This window comes from Pseudomonas sp. 43mfcvi1.1 (genome assembly GCF_900115935.1).
Taxonomy (GTDB): Bacteria; Pseudomonadota; Gammaproteobacteria; order Pseudomonadales; family Pseudomonadaceae; genus Aquipseudomonas; species Aquipseudomonas bijieensis.
This window is the reverse complement of the sequence record NZ_UETT01000013.1, coordinates 127243-150457: the sequence shown is the minus strand read 5'-3', so window position 1 is coordinate 150457 and position 23215 is coordinate 127243. Positions and strand designations below refer to the sequence as shown.

The following is a 23215-nucleotide window of genomic DNA, read 5'->3' as shown; positions in this document are numbered from 1 at the left end:
CCCAGCGTTTTCAACGAACGTTTTCTCAGGTATTTGCCATGGACATTCAATCGATACTGCAAGCCCTCGAGGGCACCCCGATCGCAGCCTATATCAGAGAGTCGGGCTCCATTTTTCCAAACCTGGAGTCGGTGCATGTGATCGGCATCGCCCTCGTGTTCGGGACCATAGCCGTCGTCGACTTGCGCCTGCTCGGCGTCGCCTCCCATCGTCGAAGCGCGCTACGACTGATTCGGGAACTGCTGCCATTTACCTGGGTTGCTTTCGCAGCCTGCGTGATCACCGGCTTGCTCATGTTCGCCTCCAATGCCACCACCTATGCGCAGAACAGCGTTTTCTGGTGGAAGATGGGGCTGTTGGCGCTGGCCGGCCTCAACATGGGGATATTCCACCTGGGCGCCTATCGCCGGATCGCCGAGTGGGACACCATCCTGCCGCCTCCCAGCCAGGCCCGTATCGCCGGATTCAGCTCGCTGGCACTGTGGGTGGGCGTGATATGCCTTGGCCGCTGGATCGGGTTTGTCTGATGGCTCACCTGTCGCGAACCAGCCTCGGCGATGACGCAAACGACGCGGTCCATGTCGTGCGTCCGGCTTCCAGCCGCTGGGAATCGCTGGCCCTGCTGTTTGCAGCCCTGGCAATCATCGCCAGCGTGACAGGTTATGTGCTGCTGCGCCCACAGCACGCCGGCCCGCCGACACCCTTGAGCTGGCAGGTGCGCTCCTTCGATGGCCTCGGTGCAGTCGACCAGGCCATCCACAGCGCCCTGCTGCCCGCCGGTGAAGAAATCATCTGGAACAATAACGACACCGGCGGTTGGATCAGCCTGGAGCAAGCCCAGAAGATCTTGTTGCCGCCGTTCTACCGAGACGCCTTCTGGAAGACCAATGGCGAGGTGCACTGGCAGTTGATTTTGCCTGGCACCCACCTGCCTCATGCCGGTTCCGTCGATGATCACGACGACGCCGACGCCCCGACGCCCCCCAGCGACGTCTCGAAAGCCACCCTGGGCCAGGGCGCCACGGTCTACTACGGCTCCGCCGGCCGCGCGCCCGGCCAGAGCGCCTACCTGCTCGTCATTGGGCACGCCCATGCCGGCGTCATGTGGGCCAACCAGGCCACGATCTGGATCCACCGCGACCCGAACGCACCTTACCCAGACATCGTCAAGCCCGAATCGCTGGTCGGCCAAGGTTGGCGCCAGGTCATTCCTTACGACGGTGCCAGCGAAGTCGAACGTGTAAAAGGAAACCAGCCATGACCGTTTCTACCAGACACCGCGCACTGTGGCGCAGTTGCCTTGCGCTGCTGGTGCTGATACCTGCCCTTGCATTCGCCGACCCGACTGCCCCCTTGGACAAGAAGCTCAAGATCGGTGTCACCCTGCACCCCTACTACAGCTTCGTGGCGAACATCGTCGGCGATCGGGCCGAGGTCGTTGCGCTCATTCCGGCGCAAGCGAACCCGCATAACTATCAGCCGCAACCCGACGACATCACCCGTGCGATGACCCTCGATGTCTTGGTCGTCAACGGCATCGGCCACGATGAATGGGCCTTCCAGATCATCAAGGCCGCCGGTCGCGGGGCAACGCTGCCGATCATCCAGGCCAATGCCTCGGTCGCCCTCATTCCCATCGGCGGCGACCAGGACGGTGCCAAGGTGGTCAATCCGCATACCTTCGTTTCCACCACGGCAGCGATACAGCAGGTCTTCGAGATCACTCGCAGGCTGGGGGAGCTGGACCCATCCAACGCTGCTGCGTATCGACAGAACGCCCTGGCCTATGCCGCGCGCATCCGAGCACTACGGGCTGGTTTCATGACCCGCTTCGCCGCGTTGGATCTGTCTTCCTTCCGCTGCGCGACCACGCATGCCGGCTACGACTACATGATGCAGGAGTTCGGCCTGTTCGTGAGCGCCGTGATCGAGCCCCGTCACGGCGTCGCGCCGACTGCGCGGCAACTGGCCAACACCATCGACGCAATCAAGAAGGCCAATGTGAAGGTGTTGTTCGCCGAGAAAAACTTCTCCCTCGATCTCGCCAAGCCTATCGAGGCCGCCACCGGCGTGAAGGTCTTCTCGCTGTCTCACATCACCGGCGATACCTACAGCGCGGACGAATTCGAGGTGGCGATGCGCGAAAACCTCGAGACCTTGGCCGAAGCCGTCGAGTTCACGCAGCGATGAAGGAGAAACAAGCGATGTGCGGTCCCGCCATAGTGTTCGACAACGTCTCCCTGCGGCTGGGAGGCACGCAAGTGCTTGAAGACGTCAGTTTTCGGGTGGAAGCCGGGGCGCTGCACTGCCTGGTCGGGCCGAACGGTGGCGGCAAGACTTCACTGGTGCGTGCGCTGCTGGGCCAGATGCCGCATTCGGGAGCGGTCCGCTTCGAGGGCCAGCTCACGACCCCGGTGGGCTATGTCCCGCAATTGCCAGACTTCGACCGCAACGTGCCGATGACGGTCAACGATCTCATGGCCCTTCTCGGTCAACGCCGGCCGGCCTTCCTGGGCGCCAACCGATCCGCCAAGTCGGCCAATGCCGAGGCCCTGTCTCGTACCGGCATGGCAGGAATGGGCACCAAACCCTTTGGCAGCCTGTCCGGTGGGCAACGTCAGCGAGTATTACTGGCCCAGGCGATCAGCCCGGCGCCCTGGCTGCTGATCCTCGACGAACCGACTGCCGGCATCGACGAATCGGGGGTGCGGCTGGTGGAGGCGCTGGTGGCCGAATTGCACGGCCGTGGCGTCACCATCCTGTGGATCAACCATGACCTGGAACAAGTCAGGCGCATCGCCCAATCGGTGACGGTTATCAACCGCAGGGTGCTGTTCCATGGCGCCCCCGACCAAGTCGCTTACTCGCAGGAGGGGGCCCAATGAGCGCCCTGTACGACTTCATTCGCAACTACCTGCAGGCGCTCGCCGCCAGTGGCATCCTGCCGCAGCCGTTCGAGTATGAGTTCGTGATCAATGCCCTGCTCTGCGCAGTGCTCATCGGCCCCCTGCTGGGCGTGCTGGGCACGATGGTAATGATCAAGCGCATGGCGTTTTTCAGTCAGTCCGTCGGCAATGCCGCGATGACCGGCGTCGCGATTGGCGTGCTGATCGGTGAATCCTATACATCCCCATACTTCTCGATGTTCGGCTTCTGCTTGCTGTTCGCGCTGACGCTGAAGTACACGCAGCATCGCACCACGTTGGCCAATGACACGCTGATCGGTGTGTTCCTGTCCATCTCGCTGGCGGTCGGTGCCTCGCTGTTGCTGTTCGTGTCGGCAAAGATCAACACCCACGTGATGGAAAGCGTGCTGTTCGGCTCCATCCTGGCGGTGGACCACACCGACATGAACGTGCTGCTTGGCGTAACGGCGCTGTGTGCCTTGCTCGGACTGCCGCTGTACAACGGGATGTTGTTGGCCAGCCTCAATCCGAGCCTGGCCCATGCTCGCGGTGTGCGGGTGCGAAGCGTCGAGTACCTGTTTGTGGTGCTGGTCACCCTGGTGACGGTCGCTTGCCTGAAAATCATCGGCGCCGTGCTCGTCGAAGCCCTTCTGCTCATACCGGCGGCGGCAGCACGTAACATCAGTCGTTCGCTCCCGGGGCTGGTGGTGCGCGCCATCCTGATTGCGACCTTTTCCTGCGTGGTGGGAATCCTGGCGCCGATGCAATTCCACATCCCCGTACCTACGGGCGGGGCAATCGTGATAGTCGCCGCCCTGGTGTTCGTCGTCACCACCGTCATGCGCGCTACCGCGTCACGATTCAGGGGGGCCAGCGTATGAACTTCTACAGATCCTGGCTGACGATGCTGACCCTGTTGCTGGGCCTGCCGTTTTCGGTCTTTGCCGATAACGCAAGGCAGCAGGTGCTTGTCGCGCTGCCTGCCGTGTATGCGCTCACCTCGGCACTCAGCGACGGCACGGCCCTTGAGGTCGTTCGTGTACCGGCAGGCGCGGCAGTGCCCATGGAAAGCCAGGCCAACGCACTGTCACGCCTGGACGCCGCAGTGTTCCAACAGGCCGAAGCCGTGGTCACCCTCAGCAGTCTCTGGCGCGCGGATCCGCTGTATGCGACGGCGCGCCGCCACAATCTACGGATCATCGAGATCGATGCCTCGCGCTCATGGGACACGGTCAAACCCAGCGTGGCGGTGACCCGCGTACCGTCGAACGATGTTCCCTGGGCCGCGGCGAGCGATGTTGATGAAGGCCAGTCCCCGTACGCCTGGCTCGGCCCCGTCAACGCCATGCGCATGTCGGCGCTGGTCGCCGCCGACCTGGAGCGCCTGGCCCCCGCCGATGCGCCGCGAATAAAGCGCAACCTCGCCGCACTTGAAGACCGCTTGCGCCGGCTCAAGGCCGACTACGGTGCCCGGCTGACAGCGGTGTCGGATCTACGCGTGCTGTCGCTGGCCAATGAGTTCACCTACCTGTTCGGCGAATTCGGCGTCTTTGTCGACGGCTGGTTCGTCCGACAGGACATTGACTGGAGCGACGCTGACTACGCCGCGCTGACCCACTACCTGCGCGAGCGCGATATTCGCGTGGTGGTCCACAAGTGGGCACCGGACGCCAAGATCATCAAAGCCATCGAGGACGGGGGGGCGCGGTTGTTGGTACTCGATACGGGCAACCCGGGAATACTCGCCGACACGGCCAACGGATACGAGGCACTCCTGGGCTCGAACCTGGAAGCCTTGCTGGCGGCCTTCGTCGCGACTGGCAACGACAACACGAGAGGCGACGGCCAGTCGCCTGCCCAATGATCGATCTTGACGGCGAGGCGTTATGAAACCCATAGGTTCAGCAACACGGATAACGATGGCAGGCGCCCTGGTGTTCTGCCAGGTGACCTTCGCTCATGGCCCCGTCTTCGATTGCTACATCGAGGGGGATAACCAGGTGAAGTGCGAGGCGGGCTTCACCGATGGCAGCTCGGCCGCCGGCCGAAAAATCCATGTCCAGGACCCGAGCAACAAAGTGTTGCTCGAAGGCGAAGTCGGCAAGGACAACGCCTACACGTTCCAGCCCCCCGCCGGAAATTACTCCGTGGTGTTCCTCGGTGGCGCCGGCCATGAGCTCACGATTCAGTCTTCCGACATTTCAAGGTGAAAGCGACCATGACGTTCAAACGAAAATTGCTCCAAGCCCTTGCCGCTACGACATTCACTGGCTTGGCCGGCGCTGCACACGCCCATTTCCAGATGCTTTACGTGGAAGAAACGGCACTGCAGCGTGCGGAAAACCTCGAGTTCGCGCTGGTGTTCACCCACCCCTTCTCCGGCGGCCCCACCATGGCCATGGGTGCACCTCGCGCCTTCAGCCACAGCAGCTCCCACGGCGAGGAAAAAATCGACCTGAGCAAATACTTGCGTCCCGTCGAGTGGCAGAGTCGCGACAACCGGACCACGGCCTATCGTGCCTCGATTCCACGGGAGTTGGTGCGTTCACTGGGTGACCATATCTTCGTACTCGAACCCGAGCCATATCTGGAAACCGAGGAAGATGTCTACATCCAACAGTTCACCAAGTTGATCGTGAACGTGGGTGGAGTTCCCGGAAACTGGTCAGAGCCACAAGGGTTGCCGGTGGAGATCCAGCCACTGAACAAGCCTTATGCCAACTGGACCGGCGGCGTGTTCCGCGCCGTGGTGCTGGCCGATGGCAAGCCTGTTCCGTTCGCCGAAATCGAAATCGAATACGTCAACCACTCCATCGATCTCGAAAAAAACGCCTTCGGCCAGCAAGACTATGTGACGGCACCTCAAGCTTCATTCAAAGCCCTGAGCACCTACGCGGACGCCCAAGGCATCGTGACCATTGGCCTGCCCCGGGCCGGCTGGTGGGGCATTGCGGCGCTCGACATCGGTGCGACGAAAACCCACAAGGGCAAACCGCTGTCGCAAGATGCCGTGCTGTGGGTGCAGGCCAGGGACATGAAGTGACAATGCGCGGCAAATCCCGAGGCTCACCCTCAAATGTTCACCGGTGAGCCCTGGTCCGGCCTTCGGCACCTGCGATGACCAGGAAGGCCAGCGCCAGGGCAACTTCGACCAGCACCGCCGGCAGGATGCCCGACTCGACATTGCCCACGGCCCACTCGACCAGCCCCAACAGTGCAAGCAGCGAGCACGTGGTGACAAATCCCGCCACTACGGCGGTTCGCCCTGGCGACGGCGGCGCATTGCGTACCAACAGCAGCGCAACCCCAATGCCCGCGTAGAGCGGTGCAGCACGCCGGCCTACCAAGCCCGTGGTAGCGCCATCGAAGACCACGCCCCAATTGCCCAGCAACGTGGCCGGCGCTAACAACCAGATGATCGCCAACGTAAAAAACAACAGCGCCGAAAAACTCGCCAGGTAGCGGAAAGCGCGGGAAGCATTGTTCATGCGTTCACGTCCACGACAGTACGCCCGCGCACCTTTCCTTCCAGCACCCGACCCGCAACGGTCGGAACCTCTGCCAAGCCAACCATCTGGGTGGTGCGGGCCAGCCTGCTCAAATCAAGGTCCTGAGCGAGCCGCGACCATGCTTGCAGACGTACCTCCTGCGGGGCATTGACCGAATCGATACCGGCCAGGGTCACGTTGCGCAGGATGAAAGGCAACACCGAGCCAGGCAGGTCCGCGCCCTGGGCCAGGCCGAAGGCAGCGACAACGCCGCGATATTGGGTGTGTGCCAAGGCGTTGGCCAGGGTATGGCTACCCACCGAATCAATGACACCAGCCCAGCGTTCCTTGGCGATCGGTGCGCCCGGCTGCGACAAAGTATTGCGGTCGATGACCTGCGTCGCACCAAGGTCGCGCAGGTAGTCGCCCTCCTCTTGCCGTCCGGTCGAGGCGATCACTCGATAGCCCAGGCCCGACAACAGTGCGATGGCCACCGAGCCGGCGCCGCCGCTGGCGCCGGTGACCAGGATATCGCCACGATCAGGGGTCAGCCCGCCATGCTCCAATGCCAGGACGCTGAGCATCGCCGTGTAGCCTGCGGTGCCGATAGCCATGGCTGCCTGGGTCGAGAATACTTCCGGGATTTTTACCAGCCAGTCACCGTTGACCCGCGCCTTCTGCGCAAAGCCACCGTGGTGGGTCTGGCTCAGCCCCCAACCGTTGACCAGCACACGGTCGCCGACCTTGAACCCCGGATGGCTGGACGTCTCGACGATACCGGCGAAGTCGATGCCCGGAATCAGCGGAAACTGGCGAATGACGGGAGAACGTCCGCTGAGGGCCATGGCGTCCTTGTAGTTAACGGTCGAAAACTCGATCGCGACGGTGACGTCACCGGGCATCAGGTCCTCGTCCTTGAAGTCAACCAGATGGGTCGAGATCGTTTCGCCGGTTTTGGTCGTGAGCAGCGCCTTGAATGTCATTGCTTTTGTCCTGTTCGTTCAAACGGATCGTCATCGCTGCCCTGTAGATGCAACAGACACAGCAAAGGGTATGGCCAGGCCGGGTCAGTGTGCCTGAGAAGGCCGTTTGGTTTCGAGTTGCAACGCCCTGCGGATGCCCGTGTCCAGCAAGCGCGCCGGGGCAAAACTGCGCATGAACTGCAGCTGGCCGGCCGCTTTGCCAGCGGTATAACGCAACTTCGGGCGCTCGGCGCGCGCGGCCTGGAGTACCACTTCAGCCACCACGTCGGGGCTGTCGGCGGTGGCCATGGCCTGTTGCACCACTTTCGTCACGTTCATTCGAATGTCTTCATACACGTCGAGTTTAGCGTCGGCCTGGAGGTTGTTGCTCTCGAATTGAGTCTTGGTATAGCCGGGCTCGACGACCGTGACCCTGATGCCGTGTGTGCGCAATTCGTGATCCAGCGCTTGCGAATAACCTTCCACCGCATGTTTGCTGGCTGAATAGAGGGCCGCGTAGGGAACAGGCACGACGCCGAGGATGGAACCGATATTGATGATGCGACCCGCACCTTGGCGTCGCATGTGTGGCACAACCGCGCGAGTCATGCGTACGATACCGAGGAAGTTGGTGTCGAAAAGGGCCTTGGCCTGCTCGACAGAACTCTCCTCCGCAGCGGCGGGCGCGATGCCGAAACCGGCATTGTTGACCAGCAGATCGATCCGCCCCTCCAACGTCAGCAACTCCTGGATGACAGCTTCGACGCTGGCATCGTCGGTGACATCAAGCACCAACAGTGGCCCCCCCTTTTGCCCCGCCCGCCCGCCGCGTCGACTCGTGCCATAGACGCTGTAGCCTGCCGCGACGAGTTTGTGGGCGATGGCCTCTCCGATGCCGGATGAAGCGCCGGTCACTAACGCGACGGGTTTGTTGATCATCATGAGTTTCCTTCCGGTTATCGAGGTTATCCGGTCAGAGATCGCAACTGTGGGCTGGCATGGCTCCGACGTCAGTGCGTGTCATAGACTGGCAGCCTTATGATGATGAGCATAATCGTAGCGGTCAATATTTTTGATGCTGATTGACATCAAAAAAATGCCGGTAGCAGCCTTGCTCCCGGCACTTGGATAAATCAGTACACATGAAATCAATGATTAATCAGGCGGTCGACGACCTTGTGGCGAATAAGCTTGCTCGCGCTTGAACGCAAAGCGGTCCGGCCCTGGACTGTTTCCCACAGGGCCGAACCGCTCTATCAAGCGATCAGATCGTTGGCAGTGAGGGTATTGACACCCACCAGCTGGATTTCAAAATCCGCTCCCAGGTCGCCGTTGACGTTGCCATACAGCACCTGATCGACGAAGCGCAGCTGTCCGGCAGCAGTGAAGTCATTCGAATCGATGAAACTGAACGTATCGCCGAACGTGGTCAGGATATTGGCATCCAGTTTCGACAGATCAAGCTTATCGCCTTGCAGGCTGTTGAAATCGGAAATGAGGTCACTATCAAAACCTTTGCCCAGCTCACTCAGCGTGTTGAAAACAAATTGGTCGGCTCCGGCTCCACCATTCAGGCTGTCCCTACCTATGCCGCCAATCAGTGTGTCATTGCCTGCCCCACCGTCCAGCGCGTTGTTTCCAGCGTTGCCGATCAGCACGTTGTCCAGTTCGTTACCGATCCCTATGAAGGCAGTACCGGTCAGCGTGAGGTTCTCCAGATTGGCACCCAGGATCCAGCTCACAGACGAGATCACCGTATCGATCTCGCTGCTCAATGTGGTGGTTTCTCTGACGACGTCCTGAGAGTTATCAATCACATAGGTGTCGTTACCAGCGCCGCCAATAAGCGTATCGATACCGCTGCCGCCGTCCAGTGTGTCATTGCCAGAGCCACCGCTCAGCGCGTTATTACCGGCATTACCGATCATCACGTTGTTCGAGGCGTTGCCACTGCCGTTGAGGTTGGCACTGCCAATCAGTGTGAGGTTCTCCAGATTGGCACCCAGGCTCCAGTTGACCGACGTGCGCACGGTGTCGATTTCACCGACCAGGGTACTGGTCTCGCTGATGACATCCTTGAGGTCGTCAACCGTGTAGATGTCATTGCCCGTACCGCCACTCAAGGTATCGGCACCCGCGCCACCATCGAGGTTATCGTTGCCCGCCCCGCCCTGAAGATTATTCACGGAGGCATTGCCAATCAGGCTGTTGCTGAGGTCGTTACCGATTACGGTGAACGCCCCGGCCCCGCTCAGGATGACGCTTTCGACGTTGCGCAGGTTGCTGAGGTTCAGGTCAACGACGCTGCTCGACGCGCTCGCGGCGTAAGTGAGAGTCAGGCTGTCGCGCCCCTGATCGACATCCTCTTGAACCAGGCTCAGTTCACCGACCTGATCGAGCGTATAGGCGTCATTCCCCGCGCCACCGATCAGCGTGTCCAACCCGGCGCCACCGTTCAGCACGTTGTTGCCGGCGTTGCCGGTCAACACATTGTTCAGGGCGTTGCCGGTACCGCTGAGCTGGGCTGTGCCGGTCAGGATGAGGTTTTCCAGGTTGGCGCCCAGCGTCCAGTTCACCGAAGAGCGCACGGTATCGATTTCGCCGGCCAAGGTGGTGGTTTCGGTGACGATATCCTTGAGGTTGTCGACCACGTAAGTGTCATTGCCAGCCCCGCCGACAAGGGTGTCGATACCGCTGCCACCATCCAGGATATTGGCGCCGGCGTTACCGTTGATACGGTTGTTCAACGTGTTCCCCGTACCGTTGAGATTGGCGCTAGTGCTTAGCGTCAGGACCTCGATGTTGGCACCCAGGGTGTAATTGACTGACGAGATGACAGTGTCAGTTTCGCTGGCCAAGGTGCTGCTTTCCTGTACCACATCACCGGCATTATCAACGACGTAACTGTCGTTGCCCGCCCCCCCGATCATCGTATCTTTGCCGGCACGACCGTTCAGAACGTTGGCCAACGCATTACCGATCAATGTGTCGTCGTTGGCCGAACCGAATGCGTTTTCGATCTTGGCGCCGTAAGCGATTGCCAGCCCTTCATTGAAATCGGCCTGGGTAGTGAGGTCTGTGAACGCTTGGCCGATTTTGCTGAACTGGCCTTCATTCAGGTTGATGCGGACCGCTTCCAGCTGATTGAAAGCATCGATCGAATCGGTGCCGCCAGCGTCCCAGATAGTCTCGAAAACTGACTGCCCAGCAGCCCAACTATACGAGTTATTGCCAGTTTGCCACTGAGTGTTTGCGCCATAGAGACTCTGAATGGCCGCGATATCCAACAGCATGGGCGTGGTTGGCTGATAGGAATACGCAGCGTCGTAACTCATGACCGTATAACGGACATCATCGAACTGAGGGGCGAGCACCGTCGGGTTTGACAGGAGTTGGGAAAACGGATGTTTGAGACCCAGCGCGTGACCGATCTCATGGACAAAGACCAGGTAGTCGTAAGTGCCTTTGACAGGGGTCGGGTTGTTCGTCACCGGTCCGATCCAGACATCACCGGCGCTAGGAGTTTCATCGGGGAAATAAGCCCAGGCAGCGGTGTCGTCGTCCATGTTCTGGTAGCCGCCGAAGCGCAGGTCTCCCACATTGGCAGCAGATTCGCCGACCTGTGTGAACTTGATATTGGCAACCGAACTCCACATGCCGAGCGCACTGACGATACTGTTCTGCTGGGCTGACGTCAGGACGTAGCCGGCCTCATATTCATTGTCATCGCTGTAGTCGGCGGCGAATAATGAACTGGTCGTCATGAAGCTGTACGTCAGCGGGGTCGTCCCTGAACTGCCCATCCAATAGCTACCGACCAGCAAGCTATCAACTTGCGCGTTGCCGGTCCGTGTAGCGGACCATGTAGAAGAATAACCAAGTGGGCTAGGCATGCGAAGCTTCCTGTAAGCAATCTGCGGCCTTCCAGAATGCGGCCGCTACAAAGGGGGTTATTTTGCATTAGAAACAGCAAAAGTGATATCACTTAGCCACTTTTCTATATCTTGAGTTGAGTCACCTACGGGGCAACCAACCACTCATTGGCCCGGCGAATATCCCCATCTCCCAGCCTTCCACTCCAGCGATGCAGCACCAGCAAACTGGTCACGAACTTGTATTGGGACTGATAGAAATCACGCCGTGCACGAAACTCTTCCTTGATGCTGTCCAACACATCGACAGCATTCTTGACCCCATAGCCGAACGCTTTTTCGGTGGCGGCCCGTGACTTTTCAGCCGACTCCAGCGCGCGCCGTGTTGCCTTGATCCGGCTGAGTTCGGCCGTCATGCCGAGATAAGCGGTACGGGTTTCCTTGACGACCTGGCGACGCAAGGCTTCCAGCTCTTGCTGGGCGGCCTCCCTGTCACTTTCGGAACTCGATACCCGTGCCCGGGTGGAGCCCCCACTGTAGAGCGGCATCTGCAAGTCGAGAGAAGCAACGAGGTTGTCCGAGCGAGGCGTCACTGCGCCTTCATAGCCGATATCACTGCGTTGCGCCGTCAAGTTCAGGCCCAACCGAGGAAGATGACCCGCCTTGTTTTCGTCTATTGCCGCCTCGGCGGCTCGGACGCTGTGCTCCCGGGCATGCAGTGCCGGGTTGCTGTCGAGCGCAGTCTGCACCCAGTAGTCTTGCGCTTGCGCCGGCAGGCTGAAGGCAGGATTGTCGCCGATGCGCTTGAACTGCTCGCTGACATCACGCCCCACCAGTTCGGAAATGGCCTCACGACTGACCAGGACTTTATTGCTGGCTTCGATCTCGTCGGCCTTGAGCGCATCCACTCGCGCTTCAAGATCCAGTGCGTCGGTCACCATCGCCATCTGCCGCGCGTACAAGGCCTTGACCCGCTTGAGGTTGCGCTCGGTCGCCTCCAGCTCGCTGCGCACCAGCGACAACTCGTCCTCTGCCGCAAGAACGGCGAAGTAGCGCTCGGACAGATCAATGCTGGCCTGCACCTGGGTATCGGCCGACTCGTAGCCACTTTGCCGGGTCAACTCAATGTACTTCTGGTAACTGCGCCAGACCTGCGGATCGTAGATCACCTGATTGAGCACCACGGCCATGCGCTTGCCGTTGTACTGGATACGGTTCAAGTCGTCATCGCGCCGGCTGCGGTTGACGCTGCCGCTGGCGTTGAGCTGCGGCAATAATTGACCAAAGGCCGCACGCTCCTTGCCCTCGCCGCTTCGGACCAGGGCTTGCGCCCGCAGCACGCGCGGATCAGCCCCCTGCGCTTCCTGATGCAACTGCCACAGGTCAACATAAGTATCGTCAGCGAGCGCTCCCAGTGGCATGAGGGCCAGGCACAGGGTGATCAGGAACTTCATCTCAGTCCTCGATCAGCGAACGGGCGAACACATTGCTGGCAGGCTGCATCAAGTATTGCAACAGCGTCCGCGCCCCCGTATTGACCAGCACCTCGACCGGCATCCCCGGAACCAGGGTCAGGTTGCCCAGCGTCTGACGCCCCTTGTCCGTCAGGGCCACGCGCGCCAGGTAATAAGCGGTGCCGGTGTCCTTGTTGATCAAGCGGTCGGCGGAAATCTGCACCAGTCGCCCCTCGATGACGGGCGTGGTGCTGCTCTTGAACGCGCTGAAGCGAATGTCCGCCAGCTTGCCCAATGCGATGCGGTCGATGTCCATCGGCGACACCTGCGCCTCGACGATCAGTTCCTCGTTGGCCGGGACGATGTCCAGCAGCGCTGTGCCGGGGCTGACCACGGCGCCTAGGGTGTGGACTGTCATGCCCATGACCATGCCTGACTCGGGCGCGAGAATATCGGTACGCTGATCACGGTCCTGCAGGGTCGCCAACCGCTCGCGCAGTTCATACACCTTGGTCCGCGCATCGCCCAACAGGCCGGCGACTTCACTGGCGAAGGCCTTTTTCAACTGCAGGATCTTCAACCTCGCTTCATCGATATTCACCCGCGCCTGCGCGATCCCGGACTGGCTTTCGGCTACTTCGGTTTGCAGCCTGGAGAGGCTGCGCTCTTGCTCGCGTAGCCGTTGTTTGTCCACGTAGCCTTCGGCAAGCAACGCCCGCAAATCGACTATTTCTTCTTGATAGGAGGCCGCCAGCATCTGCTTGCTGGCGATGATCGCCTTGAGTCCGCGGATCTGCTCCTCGATTTGTCCGATGGTCTTCTCTTGCAGGCCGATTTCGCCCAGCAACGAGGTTCGTCGGGTTTGGAAAATCCGCGCTTCACTGTCGCGAGCCTCTTGTACTCGCGGGTCAGTGGGATCCAAGGCAGGCACCGCCACAGGTTCGGGCTGCCCGTCGCGCTCAGCCTCCAACCGCGCCTGCAATTGGAGCGCGGCGATCAACTGGCTGCGTGTCGTTTCCACTTCCGAACGCGCCTGGGTGTTGTCGAGCACCAGCAACACATCGCCGGCTCTTACCAGGTCACCGTCATGCACGCGCAGTTCGCGCACGATGCCGCCTTCAAGGTGCTGCACCGTCTTGCGGTAGCTTTTGACCGTGACCACGCCCGGTGCGAGTGCCGAGCTGTCGAGCGGGGCCAACGCAGCCCAGCCACCGAAAAGGCCAAAGGTGACCAGCAACATGAGGTAGCCGATGCGTCGAACCGGCCTGTCATCGACGGGCAACGTGTTGGATGAGTGCTGACTGTTTTGCATGAGATGGCTCATCCGCTTCCTACGATTGAATCCCAGCAGCCTGGCGGGCCGCGGGCGTCGTTTCCCGCAGTCGCGCCAGGACCTTGTCACGCGGCCCGAACAGACTCAGTTCGCCATGATTGAGGACCAACAATTTATCCACCTGCGCCAACACCCCGGCTCGATGGGTGATGACAAACACCGTGGCCCTGCTCTGCCTGAGCTTTTGCAGCGCCTCGGCAAGCATTTTTTCGCCGGCATCATCCAGGTTGGAGTTCGGTTCATCGAGCACTACCAGGCGCGGCTCACCATACAAGGCGCGCGCCAGGCCGATACGTTGCCGCTGGCCGCCGGACAACCCACCGCCATTGGCGCCGATCAGGGTGTCGTAGCCATCAGGCAGTTGCAGCACCAGTTCATGCACACCGGCCATGCGCGCTGCGGCGACCACGGCAGATGCGTTCAGCGGGCCGAAGCGGGAGATGTTCTGGCTGATGGTGCCCTCGAACAGCTCGATGTCCTGCGGCAGATAACCGATGTACTGGCCCAGTTCCTCCCGACGCCACTGGCTGATATCCGCACCATCCAGGCGCACGGTGCCGGCCAGGCTTGGCCAGACACCCAGCAACGCCCTGGCAAGGGTCGACTTCCCGGCACCGCTGGGACCAATGATGCCCACTGCTTCGCCCGCAGCCACCTGAAAGTCCACACCACGAATAATCGGTTTGCGAGCATCCGGCGATCCTGCCGAGAGTCCCTCGACGCGAATCGCCCCTTCAGGCGCCGGCAACGACATGCGCTCGGGCTCGGCGGCAATCTTGAATAGCAACTCGTGCAACCGGGCATATTGCGCGCGGGCACCCAGAAAACCTTTCCATACGCCGATCAACTGATCGATGGGCGCCAACGCACGCCCCAGCAAGATCGAGCCAGCAATCATCAGCCCGGAAGAAATCTCGTGATTGATCGTCAAATAGGCGCCCAGGCCCAGTACCAACGACTGAACGATCTGTCGGAATGTCCTGGACACCGATGTCATGGTCGCGGCGCGGTCACTGGCCACGCTTTGCAGCGCGAGAATCCTGTGGGTTCGCCCGCTCCAGTGCTGGCGCAGGCTGGCAAGCATGCCCATGGACTCCACCACTTCGGCATTGCGCAAGCTCTTGTTGGTGAAGGCGGTGGCCGTCATCTGCTCACGGTTGGCAGCCTGCAGCGGCCCGTGGGTGAGCTTTTCATTGGCGAAGGCCAGCCCCCCCAGCAACGCGGCACTCACGAGCCCCATCCAGCCGTACCAGGGATGAAACATGAACATGACGGCCAGGTAGATCGGGATCCACGGCGCATCGAAAAACGCAAACAGGCCGTTGCCGGTCAGGAACTGGCGCAACCCGTTCAGGTCGCTCAACGGCTGGGCCGTGGCATTCATGCCACTGGTATTGAGCGCCTGCTTGAAGCTGGCGTCGAACAGACGTTGGCTCAGCAACGTGTCCAGGCGGGTGCTGATCCGCACCATAATCCGCGAACGAACCCACTCCAAACCACCCATCGTGATCATCAACAGCAACATGATCAGCGTCAGCATCAACAGCGTCGACAGGCTGGCGCTTCCTACCGCGCGGTCATACACCTGCAGCATGTAGAACGAAGGAACCAGCATCAGCAAGTTGACGAAAAAACTGAAAAAACCAACGGAAAGAAAACTACCTTTGCAGACGGCAAGGGCGCCTTCCAGTTCGGTTCTGGCGTGGGCTGGCATGGTTCATTACCTGAGGTCCGATTCTGCTCAAACCTGAAAAATCACAAGGGCACAGGCGCGCGAACGCCTCGAATATCTTTGGCAGGACACCCCGGGAGCGCCCGCACAATCGGATCTACCGCGATGTATCGGCACGTTTGGGCAGTTCTTAAGAAAAAAATGGCGCCACTGGCGAATGTGGGAGCAGGCTCGCTCCCACAGGATGAATGCAGGTATGCCGACCTAGGCGAGGTACCCTGAAATCCCCCTCGTAAAAACTACATCGCGGAACGAAAGATCAATACTCAAGCCTCAGGCACCCAACGGCGCAACAGCAGGCTGGCATTGACCCCGCCGAATCCGAAACCATTGGAGAGCGCGTGGGTGATCGGCATCTTCCTGGCCTGTAAACCTACCAGATCAAGCCCGGTAGCGGCCTCGTCGGGATGAATCAGGTTCAGGGTGGGCGGGACGATCTGGTCACGAAGCGCCAGCACCGTAAAAATGGCTTCAATACCGCCAGCCGCCCCCAGCAGATGTCCGGTGGCCGACTTGGTGGAGGTGATCGCCACATCGCAATCGCGCCCGAACACTGAGCGGATCGCGGCCAGCTCACCATTGTCGCCAACCTGGGTGGACGTCGCATGGGCGTTGATATGTTGCACATCCAAGGGGCTGACAGCGGCCTGGCGCAGCGCCTGCTCCATCGCGCGCCGGGCACCGTTGCCGTCTTCCGGGCCTGCCGTCAGGTGATAGGCGTCGGCACTGGTGCCATAACCCACCAGTTCCGCCAGGGGCTTGGCGCCACGTGCGAGGGCGTGTTCCAGTGATTCGATCACCAGCAACCCGGCCCCCTCGGCCATGACAAAACCGTCGCGATCACGATCGAAGGGCCGCGAGGCCTCTTGCGGACGCTCGGCAAAACCCGTGGACAGCGCGCGAGCGGCGGCAAAACAACCCAGGGTCACGCGGTCTATCGCCGCTTCCGTCCCGCCGCATATGGCGATATCCGCTTCATCGCTCCTGATCAGCCTCGCCGCGTCGCCAATGGCCTGCACCCCCGCCGCACAGGCTGTCACCGGTGCCCCCAGAGGGCCTTTGAAACCATGCCGGATGGAAACGTGCCCCGCCGCCATGTTGGCGAGGAAGGCAGGTGCGGTGAACGGGGACAATTTGCGCGGGCCGCGGGCATCGGTGGTGCGTACGGCACCGGCAATCGCGCCAAAACCGCCCACGCCTGAGGCGATGATGGTTGCCGTCCGCTCCTGGTCGGCGGCATGGGTCGGTTGCCAGCCTGCCTGTTGCAACGCCTCTTCGGCAGCCACCAGCGCGAACTCGATGAAGCGATCCATCTTCTTGCGATCCTTGGCCGGGATAATGCGCTCCGGATCGTAACCGGCGATGACGTCCTCTTCCAACGACGGCACCTGGCCGCCCACGGCCACCCCTGTCCCCTCGGTGATATCGCCAGGCAGGATACGAATGCCGGAGCGCCCCGCCAGCAACCGCTGCCAGACTTCTTCTACGCCACAACCCAGTGGGCCGACAATGCCCACGCCGGTGACAACGATGCGTTTTTGACCTTGGGAAGTCTTCATTGGAACCTCTTCATGTCTCAGTCAATGTCCACAAAATAACGAACACGCCGGTTTACGCCTGCGGTGCCGTTTGCGTGTGTGCTGAATGGTCAGGACGGATCTTGAACCAGATGGAATACATCGCCGGTAGAAACACCAGCGTCATGATGGTGCCGACGAACGTGCCGCCGATCAGCGTGTAGGCCAGCGTGCCCCAGAACACCGAATGCGTCAGGGGAATGAAAGCCAGGATGGCCGCCAGCGCCGTCAGCAAGACCGGCCGGGCCCGTTGCACCGTGGCCTCGATGACCGCGTGAAACGGATCCAGCCCTTCCTGGGCGTTGTGATGGATCTGCCCGATCAGGATCAGCGTGTTGCGCATCAGGATGCCCGAGAGTGCGATCAGGCCGACCAGGGCGTTGATCCCGAATGGCTGCTGGAAGATCAGCAGGGTCGGCACTACGCCAATCAGGCCCAGCGGGGCGGTGAGGAACACCATGATCATGGCCGAGATCGAACGCACCTGCACGATGATGATCAACAGCGTCAGGGCCACCATGATCGGCACCAGGGGCACGATCGCCTTACCGGCCTTGCCCGATTCCTCGATGGCGCCGGCCTGCTCGATCCGGTAGCCGCTCGGCAGGGTGTCGATGACCGGCTGCAGCGCCTTCAGGATTGCATTCGAGACGTCCGGTGGCTGCAAACCTTCGGCAATGTCGCCGCGTACGGTGATGGTCGGGGTGCGATCACGACGACGAAGAATCGGATCCTCCATGCGCACATCGACCTCACCCACCTGGGACAGCGGAATGCGCTGGCCCGCCGCGCCGACCAGGGTAAACCCTTCTATCCTGGCCGGATCGAGGCGAATATCACCGGCAGCACGGCCGACCACCTGCACCGAACGGATGTCCTCGCGAACCGCCGTGATCGGTACTCCTGCAAGCAGGAACTGCAATTGCTGCGCGACAGCATTCGACGTCAGCCCTACCGCCTGCAAGCGATCCTGGTCCAGGGTGAAATGCAACGTCGGCGTCAGCGGCCCCCAGTCGGTATTGACGGTCCGCATCAGCGGGCTCGCCTGCATGACATCCCGGACCTGGCCGGCGATCTCACGCAATTTCGACGGATCAGGTCCCATCACCCGGTAGGCTACGGGAAATGGCGAATACGGACCGAACACCAGTTGCGTCACCCGGATACGCGCCTCTGGGGCAAGCCCCTCGGCCGCCGCCTCGCGCAGACGGAACTTGAGGGTCTCGCGCGCCTCCTGACTGTCGGTCAACACCACGATCTTGGCGAACGAAGGATCGGGTAGCTCCGGTGCCATCGCCAGGTAGAAGCGTGGCGCGCCCTGGCCGATGTAGGCCGTGACGATTTTTGCCTCATCCTGCTTCTGCAACCAGGCCTCGACCTTGGCGGTGGTGGCACTGGTCTGCTCGATGGAGGTTCCATAGGGCATTTGCACTTCGATCAGCACCTCCGGGCGGTCGGAGGTCGGGAAGAACTGTTTCTTGACCAGGCTCATACCGAGAATCGCCACGACGAACGTCACGATCACGCTGCCGGCCACCCACCATTTGCGGGCGATGATGCGGGTCAGGACCCGGCGAAAACGATTGTAGTGACGGGTGTTGTAGATGGCCGCGTGGCCGCCTTCGACCTGTTTGATATCCGGCAACAGCTTCACCCCCAGGTAAGGGGTGAACGCCACGGCCACCACCCAGGAAGCGATCAGGGCAATGCCGACGATCCAGAACATGTTGCTGGTGTACTCACCGGCGGTCGACTGGGCGAAGCCGTTAGGCATGAATCCGATAGCCGTCACCAGCGTACCGGACAGCATCGGTGCGGCTGTATGGCTCCAGGCATACGCGGAGGCCTTGATCCGGTCGTAGCCCTCCTCCATTTTTACCACCATCATTTCAATCGCGATGATAGCGTCGTCCACCAACAACCCGAGCGCCAGGATCAGCGAGCCGAGAGTGATGCGGTCAAAGTTCTTTCCCGTGGCCGCCATGACCACGAACACCACGGCCAGCGTCAACGGCACGGCCGCCGCGACCACGACTCCGACACGCCACCCCATGCTGAGAAAGCAGACGATCATCACCACCAGCAGCGCGACAAAGAACTTGACCATGAATTCGCCGACGGCCGAGTCGATGTTCACGGACTGGTCGGTGACCTTGGTGAGCGTCATGCCCAAGGGCATGGCGTCATTGATCCTCGCCGTCTCCGCGTCCAGGGCCTTGCCCAGGTCCAGGCCGTTCCAGCCTTCGCGCATCACGACGCCCAACAACAGCGCTTCTTCGCCGTTATTGCGCACCAGGAAAGTGGCCGGATCTTCATATCCGCGCTCGACGGTCGCGACGTCCGAGAGCTTGAGCGTGCGTCCTTGGATCGCAAGGGGGGTGTCACGGATTTTCGCCAGTTTATCGAAGGCGCCGTCCACCCGGAGGAACACCTGTGGCCCGTTGGTTTCGATGGAGCCGGCGGGCGTGAGCACGTTCTGGCTGTTCAGCGCGGCGAAGATGTCCTGGGGCGAGACGCCCAAGGTGGCCAGCCGGTCATGGGAGAAGGAAACAAAGATGCGCTCGGCCTGCTCACCGATGATGTTGACCTTTTTCACTCCCGCCACATGCAACAGGCGCTGGCGCAGCGCTTCGGCATCGCGCACCAACAGCCGCTGTGGCTCGCCTTTGGCTTTCAGGGCGAACAGTGCGAACGTCACATCGGAAAACTCATCGTTGACCATTGGCCCGATAACGCCCGCCGGCAATTTGAGCGCTTCGTCCTGGAGCTTTTTGCGCGCCTGATAGAACTCCTCCTGCACTTGCGAAGGTGGCGTGCGATCGACCAGTGACACCATGGTGAAGGCCAGGCCGGGACGGGTGTAGGTTTCCGTGCGGTCGTACCACTTCAATTCCTGCAGGCGCTTTTCAAGCGGCTCGGCGACCTGGTCCTGCATCTCCTGGGCAGTCGCACCCGGCCATGCGGTGATGACGGTCAACTGCTTGACCGTAAACGGCGGATCCTCGGCACGCCCCAACTGGAAGAACGCCAAGGTTCCCGCGACGGCAATCAGAAAGATCAGGAACACGGTAATAGAGCGCTCGCGAACGGCGAGTGCGGACAGGTTGAGGCTCATGGACGGCCCCCGGCAACCTTCACGTCACCCGGTTGAGCCAGTCGCACTTCCTCACCCTCATGCAGCAGATGGGCACCGAGTCCGACAATACGCTCGCCAACATTGAGCTGGCCGGCGACGCGCGCGGCGTCATCGCTCAAACCCAGGACTTGCACAGGTCGCCAGGTGACTTTCGCCGGTTCGCCGTTTATGACCCACACGCCAGTGCCTTTGCCCGAGTCGAAAACCGCAGCGATCGGCACTTGCAGCGCCTGCCGCTGCGCGCTGTCTTCGGAAATGCGCAGCGTGACCGTCGACCCCAGCGGCGCATTGGCCAGCGGCCCCTCCAGCACGTACCGCGCCTCGAAGGTACGCGTCACGCGGTCAGCCGAATCCGAGAGCAGTCTCAGCCTCGCGGTGACCGCTCCCGTGGTAACGCCATAAAGGGTCGCTTGTGCGGTGGCGCCTGCGGCAGGACGCAAGGTCTCGGGCAATTGCACAACGGCTTCGCGCTGCCCTGCCCGCGCCAGTCGGACCACGGTTTGTCCGGGGCTGACGACTTGCCCGGGCTCGGCAAGCGTTTCCATCACAACGCCATCGGCATCCGCGAGCAGCACGGCATAACCAGAGGCGTTATGGGCGACGTCCGCCTGGGCTTGCGCGGCGCTCAGTTGTGCCTTGGCGGTATCGGCAGCAGCCTTTATCTGGTCGTAGCCCGATGCGGAAATAGCACCCGCGGCGACCAGATCGCGGTAGCGCGCCTCGTCGTCGGCGGTCTGCTTGGCCCGGGCTCGCGCGGCAGCGACCGCCTCTTGCTGGGCGCGCGCCTGCAACCCGAGGTCGATGGGGTCCAGGCGCATCAACGGCTGTCCTCGCTTGACGGCTTGCCCGCTATCGACCAGGCGCTCAAGCACCTTGCCCGAGACCCGAAAGCCCAGGTCACTCTGGACCCTGGCCGCAACGATACCGGTAAAAGATCGCGAGAGATCGGACGAACCCTGGACTTCAGAGACCCGCACCAAGGGGGCAAGCGTACGCGGATCTTTAGCGGTGGATGGGTCGCCACACGCCGTCAGGACGAGAGGCAACAAGCAGACGGCAAAGGTGACAGGTCGAAGCCGGAGCATAGGTTCCCTTACTTGAGCAATGAGGACAGGAGCCACATTCTCAATCTCGTGACCAATACTGTCAATGGTCACATATCGCTAACGGCTTAGCCGCTAAAAACCCTCCCTGACGTTCTTTGCCAGCCAAGAACTATGTGGCTGAGCCGCAATTGACAGGAAGTGACCATAATATAGTATGGTCACAAACCACCCTTCTCCAGGTATCCCATGTCGCCTCTCCTCCCCCTTACCCTTTTGGTGAGCGCCAGCTTGATGGCAGGCTGCGCGGTCGGTCCGGACTACCATCGTCCGGACGCTGCGCTTTCGCACCGTTTCCTGGGGCAGTCGTCTGTCGAACAGAGGCCCAGCGCAACGCGAACCAACCTTGTAGCCTGGTGGGAAGGCTTTGGTGATCCGGTATTGACCGAGTTCATCGCCAAGGCACTTGAACAGAACCTGGACCTGGCTCAGGCGGCGGCGCGAGTCGCGCAAGCACGGGCGGGCCTGGGGGCAGCCAATGCCGCGTTGTTGCCCTCGGCAACCATCAACGGTCAAGCCGCGCGCGCCTATCAGTCAGTGCAAACCCCACTCGGCCAGGTGTTGAACTCGACGCCTGGGTATGATCGGTATGGAAGTTCCTACGAGGTCAACCTCAACGCCAACTGGGAGGTGGACCTCTTTGGCGGTCTGCGCCGCGGACGCGAGGCGGCACTGGCCGAGTACCAGGCTAGCGAGGCAGGCGCCGCCGCCACACGACTGGCTGTCGCCGCACAGACCGCTGATATCTACATCACTCTTCGCGGGCTGCAGACCCGGCTGGACATCGCCAACCGACAAGTCAAAACCCAACAAGACCTGTTGGAAAAAGTCCGATTGCTTTACAGCAAGGGCCTCGCCGCCAGCTATCAGGTGCACCAGACCGAGGGGGCGCTGGCGCAAGTCCAGGCAACAGTGCCAGTGCTGCAAACCGGTCTGGATGCCGCGATGAACGCATTGGATGTCATGCTCGGCACACCGCCAGGCACCCATCGCCAGCAACTGGCAACTGTCGGGAACATCCCTGCGGCACCACAGATAACCGCCATGGGCACGCCGGCCGATCTGCTGCGCCGCCGGCCAGACCTCATCGTGGCAGAGCGCCGCCTCGCAGCCTCCAACGCGCGCATCGGCGAAGCCATCGCCGAGTACTATCCAAAATTCTCTCTCAGCGCCTTGCTTGGCAGCGCCACGGCGGTTTCCGCCGGCAACTTGTTCAGTGGCGACGCCAGTCAGGCAGCCGGCGTATTGGGATTGCGTTGGAGGCTGTTCGACTTTGGCCGCATCAACGCTCAGATCGATCAAACCAAGGGGCAGGAAGCCGAAGCACTCGCCGCTTACCGCCAGTCCGCGCTGCGCGCCACCGAGGACGTCGAGAACGCGTTTTCCGCGCTGGTCAATCGAGAAGCCCAGGCCACCACCCTCACCCAGGGTGAAGCTTCGTTGACCCAAGCTCGGCAATCGTCGTTCATTGCCTATCAGAAAGGTACGGCCAGCCTGATCGATGTCTTGAATGCCGACGAGACACTGCTGCAAGCGTCCGATTCCCGAGCGCAAGCGCGAACCGAATCAGCACGGGCGGCGGTCGCGGCATTCCGGGCGCTCGGAGGTGGCTGGCAGCCACCTGACGCCCTGCCGGTGGCTGCCAGATGACT

Annotated in this window: 19 protein-coding genes; 9 read left to right on the top strand and 10 right to left on the bottom strand. The window is 61.3% G+C overall.

All coding sequences use genetic code 11. From position 1 onward, the window contains the following. Positions 1–38: 38 nt before the first annotated feature. The 8 genes from DTP52_RS23160 to DTP52_RS23125 are packed head-to-tail and all read left to right on the top strand — an operon-like array spanning position 39 to position 5949. Entirely contained in the window at positions 39–527 is a 489-nt protein-coding gene (locus DTP52_RS23160) for a DUF6644 family protein (protein WP_109755421.1), read from the top strand. After that, positions 527–1261 carry a DUF6162 family protein gene (locus DTP52_RS23155; RefSeq protein WP_109755420.1) on the top strand — a complete coding sequence of 245 codons (735 nt, stop codon included), beginning with the start codon at positions 527–529 and terminating at the stop codon, positions 1259–1261. The genes DTP52_RS23160 and DTP52_RS23155 overlap by 1 nt, the downstream gene beginning before the upstream one ends. Further along, positions 1258–2190 carry a metal ABC transporter solute-binding protein, Zn/Mn family gene (locus DTP52_RS23150; protein WP_109755419.1) on the top strand — a complete coding sequence of 311 codons (933 nt, stop codon included), beginning with the start codon at positions 1258–1260 and terminating at the stop codon, positions 2188–2190. Before DTP52_RS23155 ends, DTP52_RS23150 begins: the two co-directional genes overlap by 4 nt. Positions 2191–2204: 14 nt before the next feature. Beyond that, positions 2205–2885, top strand: coding sequence for a metal ABC transporter ATP-binding protein (locus tag DTP52_RS23145; protein WP_232200779.1), 681 nt, complete (start codon positions 2205–2207; stop codon positions 2883–2885). After that, entirely contained in the window at positions 2882–3787 is a 906-nt protein-coding gene (locus tag DTP52_RS23140; protein ID WP_109755417.1) for a metal ABC transporter permease, read from the top strand. The genes DTP52_RS23145 and DTP52_RS23140 overlap by 4 nt, the downstream gene beginning before the upstream one ends. Next, positions 3784–4770: a metal ABC transporter solute-binding protein, Zn/Mn family gene (locus tag DTP52_RS23135; protein ID WP_256594276.1), complete on the top strand. Its 987-nt coding sequence runs from the start codon at positions 3784–3786 to the stop codon at positions 4768–4770. The genes DTP52_RS23140 and DTP52_RS23135 overlap by 4 nt, the downstream gene beginning before the upstream one ends. A 55-nt stretch (positions 4771–4825) precedes the next feature. Next, complete coding sequence (locus tag DTP52_RS23130) at positions 4826–5116, top strand: hypothetical protein (protein ID WP_232200777.1); 291 nt, start codon at positions 4826–4828, stop codon at positions 5114–5116. Between the two features lie 8 nt (positions 5117–5124). Then, positions 5125–5949, top strand: a complete 825-nt coding sequence (locus DTP52_RS23125) for a DUF4198 domain-containing protein (RefSeq protein WP_109755415.1) — start codon at positions 5125–5127, stop codon at positions 5947–5949. Positions 5950–5986: 37 nt separating this feature from the next. Here the strand turns inward: DTP52_RS23125 and DTP52_RS23120 are convergent, their stop codons facing one another. The 10 genes from DTP52_RS23120 to DTP52_RS23075 form a co-directional block, all read right to left on the bottom strand. Continuing rightward, positions 5987–6394 carry a hypothetical protein gene (locus tag DTP52_RS23120; protein WP_109755414.1) on the bottom strand — a complete coding sequence of 136 codons (408 nt, stop codon included), beginning with the start codon at positions 6392–6394 and terminating at the stop codon, positions 5987–5989. Beyond that, positions 6391–7377 carry an MDR family oxidoreductase gene (locus tag DTP52_RS23115; protein ID WP_109755413.1) on the bottom strand — a complete coding sequence of 329 codons (987 nt, stop codon included), beginning with the start codon at positions 7375–7377 and terminating at the stop codon, positions 6391–6393. The genes DTP52_RS23120 and DTP52_RS23115 overlap by 4 nt, the downstream gene beginning before the upstream one ends. A gap of 84 nt (positions 7378–7461) precedes the next feature. Then, the gene (locus tag DTP52_RS23110; protein ID WP_109755412.1) at positions 7462–8295 is read right to left on the bottom strand and encodes an oxidoreductase; all 834 of its coding nucleotides are present in this window, start codon (positions 8293–8295) and stop codon (positions 7462–7464) included. 317 nt (positions 8296–8612) lie between these two features. Then, the gene (locus tag DTP52_RS31500; protein ID WP_109755411.1) at positions 8613–11249 is read right to left on the bottom strand and encodes a M10 family metallopeptidase C-terminal domain-containing protein; all 2637 of its coding nucleotides are present in this window, start codon (positions 11247–11249) and stop codon (positions 8613–8615) included. Between the two features lie 125 nt (positions 11250–11374). Beyond that, a complete protein-coding gene (locus tag DTP52_RS23100) occupies positions 11375–12682 on the bottom strand; it encodes a TolC family protein (protein ID WP_109755410.1) in 1308 nt (435 codons plus the stop codon). Between the two features lies 1 nt (position 12683). Then, positions 12684–13994, bottom strand: coding sequence for an HlyD family type I secretion periplasmic adaptor subunit (locus DTP52_RS23095; protein WP_256594275.1), 1311 nt, complete (start codon positions 13992–13994; stop codon positions 12684–12686). Between the two features lie 19 nt (positions 13995–14013). Then, entirely contained in the window at positions 14014–15729 is a 1716-nt protein-coding gene (locus DTP52_RS23090; RefSeq protein ID WP_109755408.1) for a type I secretion system permease/ATPase, read from the bottom strand. 284 nt (positions 15730–16013) lie between these two features. Then, entirely contained in the window at positions 16014–17306 is a 1293-nt protein-coding gene (gene fabF / locus DTP52_RS23085) for a beta-ketoacyl-ACP synthase II (protein WP_109755407.1), read from the bottom strand. Positions 17307–17358: 52 nt separating this feature from the next. Further along, complete coding sequence (locus tag DTP52_RS23080; RefSeq protein WP_109755406.1) at positions 17359–20439, bottom strand: efflux RND transporter permease subunit; 3081 nt, start codon at positions 20437–20439, stop codon at positions 17359–17361. Beyond that, on the bottom strand, positions 20436–21545 hold the full coding sequence (locus DTP52_RS23075; RefSeq protein WP_109755468.1) for an efflux RND transporter periplasmic adaptor subunit: 1110 nt from the start codon (positions 21543–21545) through the stop codon (positions 20436–20438). The genes DTP52_RS23080 and DTP52_RS23075 overlap by 4 nt, the downstream gene beginning before the upstream one ends. A gap of 207 nt (positions 21546–21752) precedes the next feature. On the opposite strand from DTP52_RS23075, the gene DTP52_RS23070 reads away from it, so the two are divergent. Then, positions 21753–23213 carry an efflux transporter outer membrane subunit gene (locus DTP52_RS23070; RefSeq protein WP_109755405.1) on the top strand — a complete coding sequence of 487 codons (1461 nt, stop codon included), beginning with the start codon at positions 21753–21755 and terminating at the stop codon, positions 23211–23213. The last annotated feature ends 2 nt before the right edge of the window (positions 23214–23215 follow it).

Coding starts and splice junctions, on each gene's coding strand:
- DTP52_RS23160 (WP_109755421.1), top strand. CDS start 39: ATGGACATTCAATCGATACTGCAAGCCCTCGAGGGCACCCCGATCGCA.
- DTP52_RS23155 (WP_109755420.1), top strand. CDS start 527: ATGGCTCACCTGTCGCGAACCAGCCTCGGCGATGACGCAAACGACGCG.
- DTP52_RS23150 (WP_109755419.1), top strand. CDS start 1,258: ATGACCGTTTCTACCAGACACCGCGCACTGTGGCGCAGTTGCCTTGCG.
- DTP52_RS23145 (WP_232200779.1), top strand. CDS start 2,205: ATGTGCGGTCCCGCCATAGTGTTCGACAACGTCTCCCTGCGGCTGGGA.
- DTP52_RS23140 (WP_109755417.1), top strand. CDS start 2,882: ATGAGCGCCCTGTACGACTTCATTCGCAACTACCTGCAGGCGCTCGCC.
- DTP52_RS23135 (WP_256594276.1), top strand. CDS start 3,784: ATGAACTTCTACAGATCCTGGCTGACGATGCTGACCCTGTTGCTGGGC.
- DTP52_RS23130 (WP_232200777.1), top strand. CDS start 4,826: ATGGCAGGCGCCCTGGTGTTCTGCCAGGTGACCTTCGCTCATGGCCCC.
- DTP52_RS23125 (WP_109755415.1), top strand. CDS start 5,125: ATGACGTTCAAACGAAAATTGCTCCAAGCCCTTGCCGCTACGACATTC.
- DTP52_RS23120 (WP_109755414.1), bottom strand. CDS start 6,394: ATGAACAATGCTTCCCGCGCTTTCCGCTACCTGGCGAGTTTTTCGGCG.
- DTP52_RS23115 (WP_109755413.1), bottom strand. CDS start 7,377: ATGACATTCAAGGCGCTGCTCACGACCAAAACCGGCGAAACGATCTCG.
- DTP52_RS23110 (WP_109755412.1), bottom strand. CDS start 8,295: ATGATCAACAAACCCGTCGCGTTAGTGACCGGCGCTTCATCCGGCATC.
- DTP52_RS31500 (WP_109755411.1), bottom strand. CDS start 11,249: ATGCCTAGCCCACTTGGTTATTCTTCTACATGGTCCGCTACACGGACC.
- DTP52_RS23100 (WP_109755410.1), bottom strand. CDS start 12,682: ATGAAGTTCCTGATCACCCTGTGCCTGGCCCTCATGCCACTGGGAGCG.
- DTP52_RS23095 (WP_256594275.1), bottom strand. CDS start 13,994: ATGCAAAACAGTCAGCACTCATCCAACACGTTGCCCGTCGATGACAGG.
- DTP52_RS23090 (WP_109755408.1), bottom strand. CDS start 15,729: ATGCCAGCCCACGCCAGAACCGAACTGGAAGGCGCCCTTGCCGTCTGC.
- fabF (WP_109755407.1), bottom strand. CDS start 17,306: ATGAAGACTTCCCAAGGTCAAAAACGCATCGTTGTCACCGGCGTGGGC.
- DTP52_RS23080 (WP_109755406.1), bottom strand. CDS start 20,439: ATGAGCCTCAACCTGTCCGCACTCGCCGTTCGCGAGCGCTCTATTACC.
- DTP52_RS23075 (WP_109755468.1), bottom strand. CDS start 21,545: ATGCTCCGGCTTCGACCTGTCACCTTTGCCGTCTGCTTGTTGCCTCTC.
- DTP52_RS23070 (WP_109755405.1), top strand. CDS start 21,753: ATGTCGCCTCTCCTCCCCCTTACCCTTTTGGTGAGCGCCAGCTTGATG.